Annotated in this window: 13 protein-coding genes; 10 read left to right on the top strand and 3 right to left on the bottom strand. The window is 57.2% G+C overall.

Annotation, left to right across the window (positions count from 1 at the left end):
- Positions 1–292: 292 nt before the first annotated feature.
- The 3 genes from CCHOA_RS06420 (at position 293) to CCHOA_RS06410 (ending at position 3,439) form a co-directional block, all read left to right on the top strand.
- Positions 293–1,627 carry an MATE family efflux transporter gene (locus tag CCHOA_RS06420; protein WP_377739838.1) on the top strand — a complete coding sequence of 445 codons (1,335 nt, stop codon included), beginning with the start codon at positions 293–295 and terminating at the stop codon, positions 1,625–1,627.
- Positions 1,628–1,967: 340 nt separating this feature from the next.
- On the top strand, positions 1,968–2,765 hold the full coding sequence (locus CCHOA_RS06415; protein WP_123928397.1) for a metallophosphoesterase family protein: 798 nt from the start codon (positions 1,968–1,970) through the stop codon (positions 2,763–2,765).
- Positions 2,765–3,439, top strand: coding sequence for a 4'-phosphopantetheinyl transferase family protein (locus tag CCHOA_RS06410; protein ID WP_123928394.1), 675 nt, complete (start codon positions 2,765–2,767; stop codon positions 3,437–3,439). The genes CCHOA_RS06415 and CCHOA_RS06410 overlap by 1 nt, the downstream gene beginning before the upstream one ends.
- An 85-nt stretch (positions 3,440–3,524) precedes the next feature.
- Here CCHOA_RS06410 and truB read toward each other — a convergent pair whose 3' ends face one another.
- Positions 3,525–4,442, bottom strand: a complete 918-nt coding sequence (gene truB, locus CCHOA_RS06405; RefSeq protein WP_123928391.1) for a tRNA pseudouridine(55) synthase TruB — start codon at positions 4,440–4,442, stop codon at positions 3,525–3,527.
- Positions 4,443–4,503: 61 nt separating this feature from the next.
- Between truB and CCHOA_RS06400 the strand changes: the two genes are divergently transcribed.
- From CCHOA_RS06400 to galK, 7 genes are all read left to right on the top strand, one after another.
- Complete coding sequence (locus CCHOA_RS06400) at positions 4,504–5,469, top strand: bifunctional riboflavin kinase/FAD synthetase (protein WP_123930945.1); 966 nt, start codon at positions 4,504–4,506, stop codon at positions 5,467–5,469.
- A 356-nt stretch (positions 5,470–5,825) separates the two neighbouring features.
- Positions 5,826–6,095, top strand: coding sequence for a 30S ribosomal protein S15 (rpsO, locus tag CCHOA_RS06395; protein WP_123928388.1), 270 nt, complete (start codon positions 5,826–5,828; stop codon positions 6,093–6,095).
- A gap of 505 nt (positions 6,096–6,600) precedes the next feature.
- Complete coding sequence (locus tag CCHOA_RS06390) at positions 6,601–8,838, top strand: polyribonucleotide nucleotidyltransferase (RefSeq protein ID WP_123928385.1); 2,238 nt, start codon at positions 6,601–6,603, stop codon at positions 8,836–8,838.
- A 491-nt stretch (positions 8,839–9,329) separates the two neighbouring features.
- Positions 9,330–10,997 carry a sodium:solute symporter family protein gene (locus CCHOA_RS06385; RefSeq protein ID WP_123930942.1) on the top strand — a complete coding sequence of 556 codons (1,668 nt, stop codon included), beginning with the start codon at positions 9,330–9,332 and terminating at the stop codon, positions 10,995–10,997.
- A 102-nt stretch (positions 10,998–11,099) separates the two neighbouring features.
- Entirely contained in the window at positions 11,100–11,354 is a 255-nt protein-coding gene (locus CCHOA_RS06380; RefSeq protein ID WP_123928382.1) for a cell wall anchor protein, read from the top strand.
- A 25-nt stretch (positions 11,355–11,379) separates the two neighbouring features.
- Positions 11,380–12,543, top strand: coding sequence for a galactose-1-phosphate uridylyltransferase (gene galT, locus CCHOA_RS06375; protein WP_123928379.1), 1,164 nt, complete (start codon positions 11,380–11,382; stop codon positions 12,541–12,543).
- 104 nt (positions 12,544–12,647) lie between these two features.
- A complete protein-coding gene (gene galK / locus CCHOA_RS06370) occupies positions 12,648–13,895 on the top strand; it encodes a galactokinase (RefSeq protein ID WP_123928376.1) in 1,248 nt (415 codons plus the stop codon).
- 197 nt (positions 13,896–14,092) lie between these two features.
- Here the strand turns inward: galK and CCHOA_RS06365 are convergent, their stop codons facing one another.
- Together CCHOA_RS06365 and CCHOA_RS06360 are read right to left on the bottom strand one after the other, a co-directional pair.
- Positions 14,093–15,934 (bottom strand): amino acid ABC transporter ATP-binding/permease protein, encoded by a 1,842-nt coding sequence (locus CCHOA_RS06365; protein ID WP_123928373.1) that lies wholly within the window; start codon positions 15,932–15,934, stop codon positions 14,093–14,095.
- Positions 15,931–17,817: an ATP-binding cassette domain-containing protein gene (locus CCHOA_RS06360; RefSeq protein ID WP_123928370.1), complete on the bottom strand. Its 1,887-nt coding sequence runs from the start codon at positions 17,815–17,817 to the stop codon at positions 15,931–15,933. The genes CCHOA_RS06365 and CCHOA_RS06360 overlap by 4 nt, the downstream gene beginning before the upstream one ends.
- Positions 17,818–17,938 lie beyond the last annotated feature (121 nt).

Below are 17,938 nucleotides of genomic sequence, written 5' to 3'. Positions count from 1 at the left end.
TAGTAATTGCAATGAGATCTTGAAGGGGAAGTCCCGCGCCCGTCAACAAGTACTGCCAGAGCTTGTTGAGCAACTATTGCTAGCATTATCGACGACAGATCAGACACGCGGCATGGCGCAACGCCAGGTACACTACGCGGGCTAGAAGGCCACAATTTGCCCTGCAAAGCCTGCTGGCTCTTGCGGCGCACAGTGTGCTCACCTGGCAGAGCAAGCAGTAGCAGCCCTTAGTGTCGCAGGTGAACAGGGCTTGTGCTCTTGAAAAAATTCGACTCACTGGAAGGTGTTTGCGGTGGCTTCTTCACCGACCGTTTCATCGGCGCAGACTGGCAACCAGCCCACGGTTTCCATTGCTGAGATTTTGGCGTTGGCACTCCCAGCACTTGGCGTGTTGGCCGCCCCGCCACTGTACTTGTTGCTTGACACTGCAGTAGTTGGGCGTCTCGGCGAACATGATTTGGCAGCGCTCGGTGCGGCAACAACGATTCAGGCACAAGTGACCACCCAATTAACCTTCTTGTCCTATGGCACCACGGCACGGTCCGCGCGGCTTTTCGGCGCCGGACGGCGAAAGGATGCCATCGCTGAAGGCGTACAAGCCACCTGGGTTGCCTTAGCGGTGGGGATTGGTCTTGCCACGCTGATTGTGGTGTTTGCCCCCGCGTTGACGATGTGGCTTGCTGATGATCCTGTGGTGGCTCACGAGGCAACACTGTGGTTGCGGGTAGCCGGTTGCGGTGTTCCGCTTATATTGGCCACAATGGCCGGAAACGGGTGGCTGCGCGGTATTCAAAACACCAGATTGCCACTGGTGTTTACGCTGCTAGGTATTGTGCCTGCAGCGCTCCTTGTGCCGCTGCTTGTGCACCGATTTGGGATTGTCGGCTCGGCCTATGCCAATCTCATCGGCGAGATTATCACCGCTATCGGGTTTTTACTGTGCTTGTACAAAATGCATGACGGTTCCTGGAAACCCGATGGCACCATTATGAAAAAACAGCTGGTGATGGGGCGGGATCTCATTGCACGTTCGCTGTCTTTTCAGGTTGCATTTGTTTCAGCTGCTGCGGTTGCCGCTCGCTTTGGGGCGGCCTCACTTGGTGCCCACCAGATCATGCTGCAACTGTGGTCTTTCATCTCCATGGTTCTTGATTCGTTGGCCATCGCCGCGCAAACCCTCATCGGTGCCGCACTCGGAGGAATAAGCGCTAGCCACGCACATGCGCTTGGCAAAAAAATTCTGGCCTGGTCGGCGGTGTTAGCTGCAATAATCGCAGCCATATTCGGTATGGGTGCGTCTGTTATTCCGCGAATTTTCACCACAGCAGACACGGTGCTGGCTGCGATGCACTATCCGTGGTGGATGCTTGTTGCCGCGATCCTCATCGGCGGTGTGGTGTTTGCGCTCGACGGGGTGCTGCTTGGCGCCGGTGATGTGGTGTTTCTTCGCAACGCGACGATGCTCAGTGCGCTACTCGGGTTTATCCCCGGTGTGTGGCTTGCCTACCATTTCGATCTTGGGTTAACCGGCGTGTGGGGTGGTTTGCTGGCATTTTTGCTGCTTCGTCTCGGGTTTGTGGTGTGGCGGTTTCAGTCTTTACGGTGGGCGCGAGCAGGCGCCGAATAATCACAAGCAGCATGGGAAAAACTTGAAGATTCGATACCGGATACACGCGTTGTGGCAGCGGATCTGCTGCACGCTGACCGGGGCGGCATCGGTGTCGTTTCGCTGCCGCAAGCATCCCGTTGGGGCAGATGGTGCAGCAATGATCGCGCAACCGAGATTGGAAAACATCAAAACTGGGGTGTTGTGCGGGGAAGGGACAACCTCGATACAGGCTGGCGACAGGATCCTTCCCCCCATTGGGAACAATAGCCGGTAGACTTCCTTATCGAATACAGCGCTAGCACAGCAGACTGGCGCTGCCGGTTGGGAAGTATCCATCACAGCGAGGAGGTGAGCAGGAATGCGCCACACATTGTGGGCCGTCTCTGATTTGCATGCAGCAGTACGCGACAATCGTCCCAAGATTGATGCGATCACCTCCGCAAACCCCGCCGACTGGCTGATTGTGGCCGGTGATGTGGCTGAACGCACCGAGCTTGTGGTGGAAGTCCTCGCCGAGTTGAGGCGTCGTTTCGCCTGTGTAATTTGGGTGCCTGGCAACCATGAACTATTTTGCCGCTCCACCGATCGCTACCAGGGCAGGGAAAAGTATGACGAGCTAGTCGCCGCGCTACGGGCGATCGATGTGCTCACCCCGGAGGATCCCTATCCCGTGTTCCACGGTGTGACGATCGTGCCGCTGTTTACGCTCTACGATTATTCCTTCCGGATGGCTGGTATGAGTGTCGACGATGCGGTGGAAGCTGCCCACCGGCGGCAAGTGGTGATGACTGACCAATTCGCGATCGCCCCATTTGTCGATATTCGCGCCTGGTGCTGGGACCGGTTGGCTTATTCTGTCAAGCGACTGGGCAAAATTAGTGGGCCTACGATTTTGGTCAACCACTGGCCGCTGGTTATTGAACCCGTCGAGCGGATGGCCTATCCGGAGCTGTCGCTGTGGTGCGGGACGCGCCATACGCGCAGTTGGGGGAAACGGTATGGGGCGCAAGCGGTGGTCTATGGTCATCTGCACACGCCGGGGATTACCCAAGTCGATGGGGTAAAACATATCGAGGTTTCGCTTGGCTATCCTCGCGAGTGGGAACATCATGCCGGACAACCCTGGCCATATCCAGTTATGGAGGGGCCGCGGTAATGACGTTTTATCAACTATTCCCTTCCAGTGCCCGAATCAAATGGATATTACGGGTTGGTGACCTGCAGTCCCTGGAACATTTGCCTTCGCTTTATCCGACGGAAGCGCGCTGTGTGCGCGATGCTGTCGATGTGCGAAAGTCGCAGTTTGCTGACGCCCGCTGGTGTGCACACCAGGCGCTCCGCGAATTGGGAATATCCTCCCCGGCACCCATTGAGCAGGGTGAAAAAGGCATGCCCATGTTTCCGGCAGGGGTGACAGGTTCGATCACCCATTCGGCTGGTTTGCGGGCGGCTGTTGTCGCACCACAACGCACGATCGCCTCGTTGGGGATTGATGTGGAACCTGCACGCTGTTTTTCTGATTCAATTTTGCAACATATAGCAAGCGACAGTGAACAGCAGCAGGTGTGGGAGCTGCAGCGGGCGGGCTTGCTATACGCCGACCGTATTGTGTTCTCTGCGAAAGAAGCTGCGTTTAAAGCTTGGTATCCGATTGCGCTGCGTTACTTAGATTTTCAAGAGGTGCAAATCGACGTTCGGATGAATGGAACCTTCGTCGCATATCCGCTGCTGCAGGATGCCCCGGTGCCGTTCATTGAAGGCAAATGGGGGGTTGCCCACGGGTTTATCATGTCTTCGGCGATGATTCCGACGAATATGTTGGCATCGTAACAACCCCTGGAAGGGTTACCCTGATCCGCGAATGCTTCGGCCGCAGATTGCATCCGCGAGCGCTGTGTGCACCCTGCGGTGGTCGCTACAGTGTCGATGGGCGTGCCACAAATGTGGTGGCCAGACGTTTACCGGACTCTTTTACTAAAGCCACTACCTGACCGTCCCGGTTGACTGCGGCATGGACACCGACGAGCCCTCGCGGTTCGAGCCATTTGCCTTGGGCAAGGGCGGCATATTCGGAGTCATCGACGTGCAACGTGGGATACACCGCTTGCAACGCTTCGTCGATGGAGTGGGTTAGGTGCGGTTCAGCAGCGAGTGTGTCGAGGTCGATAGACTGTGCAACAGTGAACGGCCCTACCGCAGTGCGCCGCAAATCGGTGAGATATGTCCCGGTGCCAACCGCTTCCCCTAAGTCACGAGCAAGCGCCCTAATATAGGTGCCGGAGGAACAGTGCACCCGCATAGCGATTTCCATGGTGGCACCCCGATAGGTGGGGTCGGAGGTGAATTCCAGCTGGTCAATAGTTACTGGACGTGGCGGGATGGTGACCTCTTCGCCCTCACGGACACGCTGATGTGCGCGTTTGCCGTTAATTTTGATTGCTGAAACTGATGACGGCCGCTGCAAAATATCGCCGCGGAATTGTGGTGCAACTGCTGCCAGGTCGCTCAGTGTCAACGATGAGGCGTCTGCCGTGGGGGTGATTACACCACCGGCATCTTCAGTGGTAGATGTTGCACCGAAGCACACTGTTGCCTCATAGGTTTTCGACAGTCCTACGAGATGTGCCAATGCTTTGGTACCCCGCTGTACTCCGACCACGAGCACGCCACTAGCCAGCGGATCTAGCGTTCCAGCGTGACCAACCTTGCGGGTGCCCATGGCTCGCCGCACCGCCGCCACCACGTCGTGGGAGGTGATGTGCAGTGGTTTGTCGATGACAATGACACCAGAATCGGCGAGGGGAAATGGACGGGTGTTGCTTGCAGCGGTCATGGAAACAAACCCTACCGGGCGAGTATCGAAACGCAATCACGTAGTGTGGTACATCGTGGAAATGTTCACTGGAGTAGATGCGTATCCTTCGACGATCGGACCGTGTGTGGTGACGATCGGGATGTTTGATGGCGTGCACCGCGGGCACCAGTCGCTGATTGATCGGGCTGCTGTGCGGGCACGGCAACTCGGTTTACCGTTGGTGCTGGTCACCTTTGATCCGCATCCCCTCAAGGTTGTCGCACCTCAGGCCATGCCAGCACTGCTAGGAACAGTGGTGAGTCGCTGCGCCCGGGCAGAAGAACATGGGGTTGATTATGTGTTGGCGATCGAATTTGATGCCGAACTTGCAGCAATGAGCCCAGCAGAGTTTTTCTCTCTAGTGATTGTTGACTGTTTGCAGGCGCAGGCAGTCTTTGTGGGGGAAAATTTCACCTTCGGCCATAAAGCCAGCGGCAATACCGCCACATTGCAGGATTTAGGACGCGGCTACAACGTTGAGATTCATATTGCGCCACTGCTCATCGATGACGATGGTGCAACCACGGTAAGTTCTTCGGCGATTCGTCAAGCATTGGCTGCAGGTGATGTAGCGCACGCCGGTGCAATGCTGGGACGACCGTATAGCGTGTCGTCTGTGGTGTGTCGTGGAGCTGGACGCGGCGGTCGTGAGCTGGGGTATCCTACCGCGAATTTGTACTTCGATGATTCGGTCGCGCTACCTGCCGATGGTGTGTATTGCGGATGGTTTGTTATCAACGATGATGATCCAGTCGACGGCGATATGCAGCCGCATCGCCGGTATCCTGCTGCTATTAGTGTCGGCAACAATCCTACGTTTGGTGACGCCCGCCGGTCGGTGGAAGCTTTTGTGCTAGATCAAGACGCTCATCTGTATGATCGGCAGGTCAGCGTAAGTTTTGTCGACCGTATTCGGGGAATGGAAAAATTCACCTCGGTTGACGAACTCCTAGCGGCGATGGCACGTGATGTTGCTGCGACGAAGCAACGGTTAGATATCTACTAGTCGAATTGGTCTGTTTGCGGCGGTGGGGGAGTGCCCGCTTTGCACAGCTGCCGCAGCGCATGTTGTTTGCTTGCTGTAGCCTGTGGTAGATTTGACCGCTGTTGTCTGGCTTACTGTGGTCCACAGCAGTCAGTCAGCGCCAGCGCGAATCGCGTTGCTGTGACGATCGTCGCCCACGGGTTGCCCAACACCACTGACGAAGTGATGTTGGGGGCACTCATTGGGTATTGATTGTCGATGCAGTTTCGTCTTCGAGCTATGGGAACAACCCGTTGACTTTAGTGATGACGCCCCGCTGGTGTGTTGATGTGGACTGAAATATTCGCTCTACCTTACGTTACAAGGAGAAACCAACAATGGCTTTGACTGCCGAAGAAAAGAAGACCATCCTGGCCGAGTTCGGCCTCCACGAGACCGACACTGGTTCCCCGGAAGCACAGGTGGCTCTGCTGACTAAGCGTATCCGCGACCTCACCGAGCACCTCAAGGAGCACAAGCACGATCACCACTCCCGCCGTGGTCTGCTGCTGCTCGTCGGTCGTCGCAAGGGTCTGCTGAAGTACCTGCAGGAAAACAACGTTGAACGCTACCGTGACCTGATTTCCCGTCTGGGTCTGCGTCGCTAATCGTTTGCATCACCTGGTGGCTTTCGCCGGTTCATCGCATGCGTTGACGGCCGGTTGCCACTGGGAATGACTGCCAAGCCGCCTCACATCAGAAGTTGAATCCCTATACAAATGGGAAAAGACCTTGGTGTTGGGGCGGTTTGTTCTTTCTCTGGGGGAATATGCCCCCACCAGGATGGTGAATCACCCCTGCTAATCCCCCCGCAGTCGCTGTGGCGAGAAGTCGATTCGCTGCACAGCTGATGCGCTGTCTACCTGGTGTATTGATTGAAATAGCCTGGTGGTCGCACCATAAATCCCTGACAACGGCAGCCGGCGGGAATATCACGCTGCACTGGCTGCGTTATTGGGGATACTGCAGATCGCGGGATTGGTCGTTTTATTGCTACTCTGTAGCGCAGCCTTCATTTTGGAGTCGTTTCATGCAACTGATGCAGTTGCAACCGGTGGCACCGATGATCACCGGAAAAAGGTGAAGGCAACGCTATAAGGAGTTACCTTGTCCATGAAGGACGTTACATTTTTTGAAGACGAGTACGGCGTCTCAACTGTCGAAGCAACCATCGATAATGGGGACTTCGGCACCCGCGTTATCCGGTTTGAAACTGGTCTGCTGGCTCGGCAGGCTGGCGGTTCGGTTACCGCATATTTAGATGATGACACGATGTTGCTGGCAACCACCACTGCCAGCAGCCAACCGCGGGAGGGATTCGACTTCTTCCCGCTGACCGTTGATGTGGAAGAGCGGATGTATGCCGCCGGCCGTATTCCTGGTTCGTTCTTCCGGCGGGAAGGGCGTCCTTCAACGGATGCTATTTTGGCTTGTCGCCTCATCGACCGACCGCTGCGCCCCACCTTTGTGAAAGGGCTGCGCAACGAAGTGCAATGTGTGATCACTGTGCTGTCGATGGATCCGGAAGAAATGTATGACGTGGTGGCAATTAACGCTGCCTCTGCGGCGACACAACTGTCCGGTCTGCCGGTTTCTGGGGCAGTCGGTGGTGTGCGCATGGCACTGATCGTCGACGATGAACATCCCCAAGGCCAGTGGGTTGCGTTCCCGAACTACACCCAGCATAAGCAGGCCATCTTCGAGATGGTGGTAGCCGGTCGCATGATTGAAACTGGCAAGGGTAAGCGTCGTCGTGAAGATGTGGCCATCATGATGGTGGAAGCGGGCGCTACAGAATCTGTGGTTGAGCGGATCGCGGAAGGCGCCCCAGCCCCAACTGAGCAAGTTGTGGCCGAAGGTTTGGAAGCTGCAAAACCGTTTATCGCAACCTTGTGCAAGGCACAGCAGGTGTTGGCTGAAAAAACGGCGAAGGATACCCAAGAGTTCCCGCTGTTCCCAGCCTATGAAGACGATGTGTTCGCCGCTGTTGAAAAGGCTGCCACCAGCAAAATTGAAAAGCTGATGACTATTGCTGGTAAGCAGGATCGCGACGAAGCAACTGCTGCATATCTCGATGAGATCTCGGAGCAGTTCGCCGAGAAGTTCCCGGAGCGGGATAAGGAAGTCCGTAACGCGTTCAACGCCATCACCAAGCAGATTGTGCGGCGTCGAATTCTCACCGATCACTTCCGTATCGATGGGCGTGGCGTGAAAGATATTCGCCACGTTGAGGTGGAAGTTGCTCTCATCCCACGGGCACACGGGTCGGCGCTGTTCGAACGTGGCGAAACCCAAATCATGGGTGTGACGACACTGGATATGCTGAAAATGCAGCAGCAAATCGATTCGCTGTCGCCGGAAACGTCGAAGCGCTACATTCACCACTACAACTTCCCGCCATACTCCACCGGCGAAACTGGTCGAGTTGGTTCCCCGAAGCGTCGCGAAATCGGGCACGGCGCCCTTGCGGAACGTGCACTGGTGCCAGTGTTACCTTCCCGGGAAGAGTTCCCCTATGCCATCCGTCAGGTTTCTGAGGCGCTCGGCTCGAATGGTTCCACTTCGATGGGATCGGTGTGTGCCTCCACCTTGTCGATGCTCAACGCTGGTGTACCGCTGAAAGCATCGGTTGCAGGTATTGCCATGGGGCTGGTTTCCGATGAGGTCGACGGTGAAACTCGCTATGTGGCATTGACCGATATCCTCGGTGCGGAAGACGCATTCGGCGATATGGACTTTAAGGTTGCAGGTACCGCAGAGTTCGTTACAGCGTTGCAGCTTGACACCAAACTCGACGGTATTCCGTCGAAGGTGCTCGCAGGTGCGTTGGAGCAGGCTAAAGAAGCACGCCTGGAGATCCTGGACACCATGGCGCAGGTGGTCGACGGGCCGGATGAAATGTCGCCGCTGGCACCACGCATTGTTTCGGTGAAGATCCCTGTGTCGAAGATTGGTGAAGTGATCGGGCCGAAGGGCAAGAACATCAACCAGCTTTCGGAGACCACCGGTGCAGATATCTCCATCGAAGATGACGGCACAGTGTATGTGTCGGCACAAAACGGGGAATCAGCGCAGAAAGCTGTCGACGAGATTAACGCTATCGCTAATCCGCAACTGCCGCAGGTTGGTGAACGGTTCTACGGCACGGTGGTGAAAACCACCCACTTTGGTGCGTTTGTTTCCTTGCTGCCGAACCGTGACGGTCTCATTCACATCTCCAAGCTGGGTGGGAAAACCCGTATTGAGCGCGTCGAAGATGTAGTCAATGTGGGCGACCGGATTTGGGTTGAGATTGCTGACATCGACGACCGCAACAAGATTTCGCTGGTGCCGGTTGACGAAGAAAAATAATTCCGCAACGGTTGCACCGTAAAGTGGGAAGTAAGCTACAAGCTCGCTAACCATAACGACTGCGGTAATCACAATTGCCCTGGTATCGACATTGCGTCGGTAGCAGGGCATCTGTGTTTTTCGCATGGGAAAGCAGAAGGCGCGAGCTGAAGCAATCTGTAGCAGCTGGAATTCCCAGGTGGCTAGTGGGAGCGCATACAGAGGGCGCGGCTGTGACTGGAGGGTTTTCGACGGAAGCGGATTGTGGGATCCGATATTGCGTTGTCGCGGCTGATCCGCATGGATAGGCGGGAAGTTGCAGGTGACAGATCGAGTAGCGCTCGTGTGCGCCTATTCGCCATGAGCAGCAATGCACGGTTTTTGCGGAAAGTTCCACAATTTGAGTGCTACGGTTAAACACTGTGCGCGCCGCTCGCCAACCAGGGTTCCGATTGGCAACAGGTGCCAACGATTGGACTTCCTACATCCTTATTTGAGGAGGGCTTGCTGTGCTGCTAGCAGAAGCAAACCATCTGCGTTTAGACGTCCATGCCGTGGACTATCTCATCGTGCTGCTGTATTTCGTATTCGTGCTAGGTATTGGTTGGGCAGCCCGATCGAGGGTGTCATCGTCGATCGACTTCTTCCTTTCCGGGCGTTCCCTCCCTGCTTGGGTGACTGGTTTGGCATTTATCTCGGCGAATCTTGGTGCAGTCGAGATCATCGGCATGTCGGCAAACGGTATGCAATACGGTTTCCAAACCATGCACTATTTTTGGATCGGTGCCGTTCCAGCGATGGTGTTCCTAGGCATTGTGATGATGCCGTTCTACTACGGCTCGCAGGTGCGCAGTGTTCCGGAATTTATGCTGCGCCGCTTTGGTCCTGCTGCACATTTGGTGAATGCGATCTCTTTTGCCATTGCCCAATTGCTGATTGCCGGAGTGAATCTGCTGCTGTTGGCGAAAATCGTCAATGCGATCCTGGGCTGGTCGCTATTTACCACCTTGATCGTGGCAGCCATCATTGTGTTGAGCTACATCACCCTGGGCGGCTTGTCGGCGGCAATCTACAACGAAGTGCTGCAGTTCTTTGTCATTATCGCCGCCCTGCTGCCGTTGACAATTATCGGGATTAATCGTGCAGGCGGTTGGCAAGGGTTGCGGGCGCAACTCCCCGAATCGCATTTCCACAATTGGCCAGGAACTGATCTTTCCGGTTTCGCCAGCCCAGTGCTGTCAGTGATCGGTATCACGTTCGGGTTGGGGTTTGTGTTGTCCTTCGGCTATTGGACAACAAACTTTGTCGAAGTACAGCGCGCTATGGCTTCCGATTCGCTGTCAGCTGCCCGCCGCACTCCGATTATTGGTGCGTTTCCCAAAATGTTTATCCCATTTTTGGTGGTGATTCCCGGCATGGTCGCATCGGTGACTGTGGCCGAATATCTTGAGGATTCCCCCGCAGTACAACCCAACGATGCGGTGCTGTTGCTGATGCGGGATATGTTGCCCAACGGCCTGTTGGGGATTGCGATCGCCGGATTACTGGCTTCCTTTATGGCTGGTATGGCTGCCAACATTTCGGCGTTTAATACCGTGATTTCCTACGACATTTGGCAAACCTATGTGGTCAACGATCGCGACGATGCCTATTATCTGCGGTTTGGTCGTCTAGCCACGGTTGGTGCCACGATCATCGCTGTGTTTACCGCGTTGATTGCGCAAAACTTCGGCAACGTCATGGACTATTTGCAGACCCTGTTCGGCTTTTTCAATGCGCCGCTTTTTGCCACCTTCATTTTGGGGATGTTCTGGGCGAAGATGACCCCAACTGCGGGTTGGACTTCGTTGGTTTCTGGCACCGCGATGGCCATAGCGTATTGGGTGATGGCGACGTTTGTCGTCAATGGCGACAGTGGTGTGTTTAACCTGCCGGGGCAGGGCACAGCGTTCGTGGCGGCGACGTTGGCGTTTGTTACCGCTATCGGGGTTGCTGTGGTCGTCAGTCTGTTTACAACCCCAAAGCCAACCCGGGAATTGGTGGGTTTTGTGTATTCGGCTACCCCGAAGGATCAACGCTCAGATGCGGCAGAAGCTAGCCAGCCGTGGCTACAACGGACTGTGCCGCTGGGGTTGTTGTGCTTGGCGATGGTGATCACGCTCAATGCGATTTTTGCTTAACACACCACCGATCCGGGGCGACCAACACAGTGTTTGTTACGTTGTCGCCTCATTGCGCGATGGCGATGCTGGCACCGGCGACGAGGAAAGAGTAGAAAGAACATGAAGGCTCGAACAAAAACCGCGGGCGCCTTTGATATTCGAAATATTATTGGGGCTCTGCTCGGCTTGTACGGCATTTTGCTGTTAGGAACCTGGATGTTTATTGATCCAGTGGACACTCGTGACAGCATGAAACATGAAATCGATAATTTGTGGGTCGGATTAGTGCTGCTGGGTGTGGCGATCGGCTTTTTCGTGTGGACGAAGCTCGCACCTATCGTGGTAGCAACTCCTGATACGACTGACTTGGACTAGAAAAGCGAGTGAAAAACCGCCTGCTATGAGCACGCAATCATCAACACCACAAACCACCGGTTCGAACCATCGGGTCCGAGTCACCCCAATGACAATGGCTGACGGTCGTGAACTGTTGTACTTCGACGACTCGGAGCCATATGTGTCGGGGGAGCAAACCCGAACACTGGTCGATCCGCGGGAATTACCGGAGGCCGCAACTGTCTCTGAGATGCGCCGTGATCCACTCACCGGTGATTGGACAACAATGGCTGCCCACCGGATGAATCGGACGTTCATGCCGCCGGCAAATGCAAATCCGTTGGCGCCTTCCACTGCTGGACAGTTACCCACGGAAATACCTGCCGATGACTACAACGTGGTGGTGTTTGAAAATCGGTTCCCTTCATTTTCGCTGCATATGGATCCAGCAGCGGTGTCAGAGCACACCGTTGACGGGGCAGCGGTGTTTCCGCGGCTGCCAGCCCGTGGACGCTGTGAAGTGGTGTGTTTCACCCCGGATGTGTCAGCCTCGTTTAAGGATCTGTCGGTCAGCCGGATTCGGACAGTCATTGAAGCATGGGCGCATCGTACCGCTGCGTTACAGGCAATCGACGGTATCGAGCAGGTGTTTCCTTTCGAAAACCGGGGTGAAGAAATCGGGGTGACCTTGCAGCATCCACACGGCCAGATTTACGCCTATCCGTTTGTGCCGCCGCGCACGAAGGCGATTGTGGCACAGGCCAAACAGTATCGTGCTGAGCATGGTGAAGATTTGTTTGCAGCAGTGTTGGCGGCGGAATGCGAGTCGGCGCGCCGGGTGCTGCACGATGGCGAATATTTTGTGGCATTTGTGCCCGCAGCGGCGAAGTGGCCGATTGAATTTATGATTATGCCGAAGCGGGATGTGAAGGATTTCACGGAACTTACAGATCCTGAAAAAGATGAGCTGGCAGCGATGTATAAGGACATGCTGCAGCGTCTTGATCGGTTCTTCGATGGGGTGGAGAAAACCCCTTATATTGCCGCCTGGAATCAGGCGCCGACAGGGGAGGATCGCCAATATGTGCGGTTCCATCTGCAGGTGTATTCCTTGATGCGGCAGGCTGGTCGTATGAAGTTTTTAGCTGGCAGCGAATCGGCAATGGGGGCGTGGATCAATGACACCACCCCAGAACATATTGCGGATCGTTTTCGGCAACTAGCGTAACGGTTTTCCCTCGGTGCAGTGGGCGGTTCCCAGGCCGCCCCGCGGAGGCTGAAAATGGTTACCACCGTGGCCTAGGTTCAATGTGTATTTGAGGTGGTAAGGCAATGATGGATTCTCAACTGTTTGTTTCTTCACGGGATGACACAGCTGGTGCGGCCGCAGCGGCTGCGTTGTATCAGCAGCATTTCGGTGCGTCACCGCGCGGGGTGTGGGCGGCACCGGGGCGGGTGAATCTTATCGGGGAGCATGTGGATTATGCGGCCGGGGTGTGTTTACCGTTTGCGTTGACACAGTCGACGTTCGCGGCGATGGATTTGCGCGACGATAACCGCATCTCGTTGGTGTCTCTCGTTCCCGGGGGATCTGAACCGGTCGAATATTCCATTGATTTGTCGCAGATAGGTCCTGGTGAGCCAGCAAACTGGGCAGGGTATGCCGCCGGGGCGATTTGGGCTGCGGTTGAAGCTGGTCTGATGCCGGCACGGGGGTTGAATATTGCGCTGGTTTCGGATGTGCCACTGGGTGCCGGCTTGTCGTCGTCGGCGGCGTTGGAGTGTTCGGTTGCTGTTGGTGCAGTGGAGTTGGCGACTGGGAAAACTGTTGACCCAGCCACCCGTCGAGCGCTGATTCCGTGCTGTATTCGGGCCGAGAACGAAGTGGTGGGGGCGTCTACTGGTGGGCTGGATCAGACCATTTCGCTGCTGGGTCAGCCGGGCGCGGCGTTGGCAATTGACTATGCCGACAACTCTACTGTGCAGGTGCCGGCGGATTTTGCCGGACACGGGCTAGCGATTGTGGTGATGAATACTAATGCCCCGCATTCGCTGGCTGATGGACAGTATGCATCAAGGCGGGGTGTTATTGATGCGGTTACCGAGGCGCTTGGGGCACCGTTGCGGAAGATCGCCGATGCACCGGAGCAGGCTGCGGCGTGGGCTGCTGAGCATGTACCAGCAGCAACAGACCGTGACGACTATGTTGCTATGGTGCGGCGGCGGGTGACCCATGTCGTTTCCGAGATTGACCGTACCAAGCGTGCTATTGCACAGCTGCGGGCGCAAGACTTTGCGGCGTTCGGCCAATCGATGCAAGCCTCCCATGTGTCGCTGCGTGACGACTATGAGGTCTCTTGTGCCGAGTTGGATTCGGCGCAGGAAGCTGCCATGGCTGCGGGGGCGTTGGGTGCCCGCATGACAGGTGGCGGGTTTGGTGGTTCGGCGATCGCATTGGTGGCGGTGGACAAGGTTGAATCGCTGTGTCGCGCGGTGGCTGATGCGGCCGCACAGGCCGGTCTTGCCACACCGGAATTTTTAGTGGCTGTCCCGTCGGCTGGGGCTCGCCGCGTCAAATAGCGGTACACAGGTAGCACCACGGGCTCATCCCAATGTTTTGGGTTGAGCCCGTGGCCTATTCCGGCGCCAGTGCAGCTGGTGGGCTATCTGGGGGTGGGATACGTTTCCGCGATTGTTGGCGCGCCGGCGTTGCCGCCGACCGGGAGCCGTGAGGGGTTTGCTGTGGTTTTCGGGATGGGCTTGCCGCAGACGAATGGTTAGGTGATGGCGGCGAGCTGCTGATACCAGTGATTGGTGTGCAAGAGGGTGTCAGCTGTGCCGCTGGCAACGAGTGTGCCGGCGTCAAGTTGGCGAACCTGGGTGTTGTCGGCGATGAGGTCGACCCGGTGGGTGATGTCGATGACAGTGGGGAAGCGTTGCAGGATTCGGGCGAGGATCGTGCGGGCAGTGGAGGTGTCGATGCCGCGGAGTGCTTCGTCGAGAATGACTACTTCCGGATTGTCGACGAAGGCACGGGCGATAATAATGCGGCTGGTTTGTCCACCGGAGACAGGGGTGTGTTCGTCGCCGAGTATGGTGTCCAGGCCGGCGTCGAGGGAGTCAACCCAAGAGTCGAGGGCTACAGCAGTAAGTGCTTGCCGTATTTCGGTGTCGGTGGCTGCAGGATTGCGCAGCGCAATGTTGTCCCGCAGCGTGCCGGTGATGAGCGTGTCGCGTTGGCTAAGGAGGCAGACATGCTTGCGGAGTAGCTGGGGGTCGATGCTGGAAAGGGGCTGTCCTTGATAGGTGATGGTGCCGCAGGTGGGTTGGATGCCGGCAACAAGGAGTCGGGCGAGGGTGGATTTCCCGGATCCGGATACGCCCACGATTGCGGTGTGGCCGCAGGCGATGGTGGTGGTAATCCCGGTGAGGGTGGGTTCGGCGGTTGGGGTGCTGCCGGCTGCGGTGTCGGTTGACGGATAAGTAAACCCTACGTCGGTGAGGGTAAACACCGCTTGGCGTGCGGCAGATTGAGATGTTTGGGATGAGGTGGTGAAAGGTTGCTGGGCTGGTGTTGTCGGCGACGGCGGGAGCGGGGATTGCATTGTGGTGGCTAGCCGGGCGGTGGCCGCGAATCCTTCGTCCAATGAGCCGGCGAATTCGGTGACAGCTTTCATGGGTGTCCACAGGGCGATGAAGGCAACCAGGGTGGTCACTAGTGCTTCGCTAGTCGCTCCGGTGGTGATGCCAGTGACAATAATGATCCCGATGCCGGTGAGATTGCTGAACTGGTTAGCGCCCAATTGGAGGGCGCTGATCCACCCAAGACGGCGGGTGGCTTCGGCTTGTCGGTGAAGTATGACTCTGGTTTCGGCAAGGCGATGGCTGACGGTGCCGTACTGCCCGAGAAGACCAGCGCCGGCAAGAGTGTCGGCAATATGGCGGCTGGTGGCACTGCGGGCGGCAGCGACAGCGGTAGCTTGAGTCCACGATAGCGGGGTGGTGAAGACAGGAATCACTACCAGGGTGAATAGGCTAGGGACTGCCACAGCGAAGGCGAGCGGCCAACTGCAGCACAGCCCGACGGTGAGGCACACCCCGATTGGTAGAAGGATTGCGGTGATCGCCGGGGGAAGGGTGTGCGCGAAAATCACTTCAATCCGGTCAATGTCGCTGGTGGCTTGCTGGGTGAGTTTCGCCCGGCCAACCGTGGCGGTGACTGCCGGGGTGCGGGGAATCAGCGCAGCAATAAACCGATCCCGGAGCCGTTGCAGGGCACGAAACGCCACGAAATGTCCCGCATATTGTTCGGCATAGCGCAGTGTCGCTTTAGCAAGAATCAACACCGTAAGCAGCACGACCAGCGACCGTGGCGGGAAGCGATGCTCGGCTGCGGCGCTCAGCACGGTACGGCAGGCGAGGATCCAAATAATGACGGTCGCGGTTTGCGCGAGCAGCCGACACCCCACCGCAAGCCATAACGGGCCGTGGAGATCCCGAGTCATGCTGATCAGCCAGCGAAGCAGCGACCAGCGGCGGGAAGGATCAACGAGGAGACGGGGTGCCGCAGTCGAGGAAGTGACGTGGTGCGCGGCGTTATGAACAGGAGGATGCGTCATGATCGGCAGGTCCTTTCCCCTTTAGGTTGTTCCGCTACCGGTCCAGCAGGACGATAGTCGTTGAGATTGATCACTTGATCGGCGAGTGCAACCGGTGCCGGCCGGTGGCTGACAATCAGCGTCACCCGGCCGCGGGCAAGCCGCCGCAACGCGGAGGTGATTTGCTGTTCCGTATGCAAATCGACCTGCGAGGTCGGCTCATCCAAGAGCACGATTGGTCGGTTAGCTAACGCTGCCCGAGCAATACTGATTCTTTGAGCTTGACCGCCAGAAACCAACCCGCCAGCATCCCCCACAGGGGTATCAAGCCCCTGGGGAAGACGCGCAATCGTCGCGGAAAGCCCAGCAATCTCCACAGCGGCGGCAAGCTCATCGGCCGATGCCGACGGGTTAGCTACGACCAGATTCGCACGAATCGTGTCGTGAAACATCAGCGGCTGCTGTTCCACCACAGCAATCAACTCCCGCAACCGTGCACTCGTAGCAGGGGTCACCGGGGTGTCACCGACGAAAATCGTGCCGTGTGTCACCACCGGTGCACCAGCAACCGCAGACAACAACGTTGACTTCCCGACCCCGGAATCCCCCACAATCGCCACAATCTCGCCCGGGCGGGCAGTAAACGACACCCCGGCAACAAGTGGCTCCTGGTGCCCAAAACCCACGGCAACATCAACCAACCGCAGCCGGCAATCAGCCCCATCAGCCGGGGTGAGCGATAACGCAGTGCGGGAATCCGTATCCGGCACAGGACGACCAGTTTGGCGGCGCAACCCCGCCAATGCGCCACTCATTGCCCGCTGCGTAGCCCTGCCTGCAATGCCGATATAGAAAAACTGGCCAACACTATCAACAGGACCGACCACCAACGTACACACCAGCATGATCAGCAGCGCCGCAGCAGGATCAATAGCACCCTGGCTTGCCCGCACACCGAGCACCACCACCCCAACGAGAACAGTTGCCAGGAAAAACACCCCATCAACCACCAAGATCAACAGCTGATTAATGCGCAGCAACTGCATCACCCGGCGCCGCAACGTTTCACCGCGGGCAGCTAAACTCGCCTCCACCCGATCCGCAGCATTGGCATACACCAACATCTCCAACGCGCCGACTGCCGCTAAAAACGATGCGGACAATGCTTGATTTGCCTGTCGATACGCCACCCCAACCGGTTTCGAGAAACGACGAAACACAGCTACCGCCACCGGCACTAATAACACACACAACCCAATTGCTGCCGCAGCAACCCAATCGCCCAAGCCGCCCACAATCAGCAACGCCACAAACGGGGCAGTGAGATTGCCGAGCATAGGACCTATAAACCCAGCCCGAAACGCCGCAGTTTTCTCCACCGCCTGCATAACGAGCGCGGAAAAATCCCCGCCCCCAACCGGCGCCCCCGGACGCCACGCCGCCACTTTGGCTGCCACCAGCGCCTCCCGCAACGCCACCGTGCACCTGGCAACCAGCCACGATCGCAGCCACCCCAACCCAGCCGCAGCTACAGCCGCAACCAACACCCACCCCGCAAACCACCAACCCCACCGGACAGCAACCGGCACACCAGTAGTAGCAGCCACCAGCACCTCACTAGCAACCGCAAACACCCCAACCAGCCCAGCGGTTTGCAACCAACTCAACAACACACAACCCACTACCCCCCACCGTGGCACAGACCCCCGCACCACCGGATCCACCGCGCTGCCGCCCACAACCCCACCATGCGGATGACCTGCCGGCTTGCCCCCAGGATGCCCCCCAACACCTGTCGATACACCCCCAGAATTACCCACAGAACGTGCCTCAGCACCCGGCTCGGGCCTGCCATCCCGCCCCGCAGCATCCATACCTGCAGACTGCTTTTTCAAACCACTCACAAACCGCTAGCCTACGGCACCAGCAAGCCAACCCTAAACAACCCTTCACCCACCGACGCGACACACCAGCGCACCACAACACACCAAGCCCACTGCACCCCAACACACAACACGCTCTACA

It is taken from the genome of Corynebacterium choanae (assembly GCF_003813965.1).
GTDB lineage: Bacteria > Actinomycetota > Actinomycetes > Mycobacteriales > Mycobacteriaceae > Corynebacterium > Corynebacterium choanae.
This window is presented reverse-complemented; position numbering and strand designations above follow the sequence as displayed.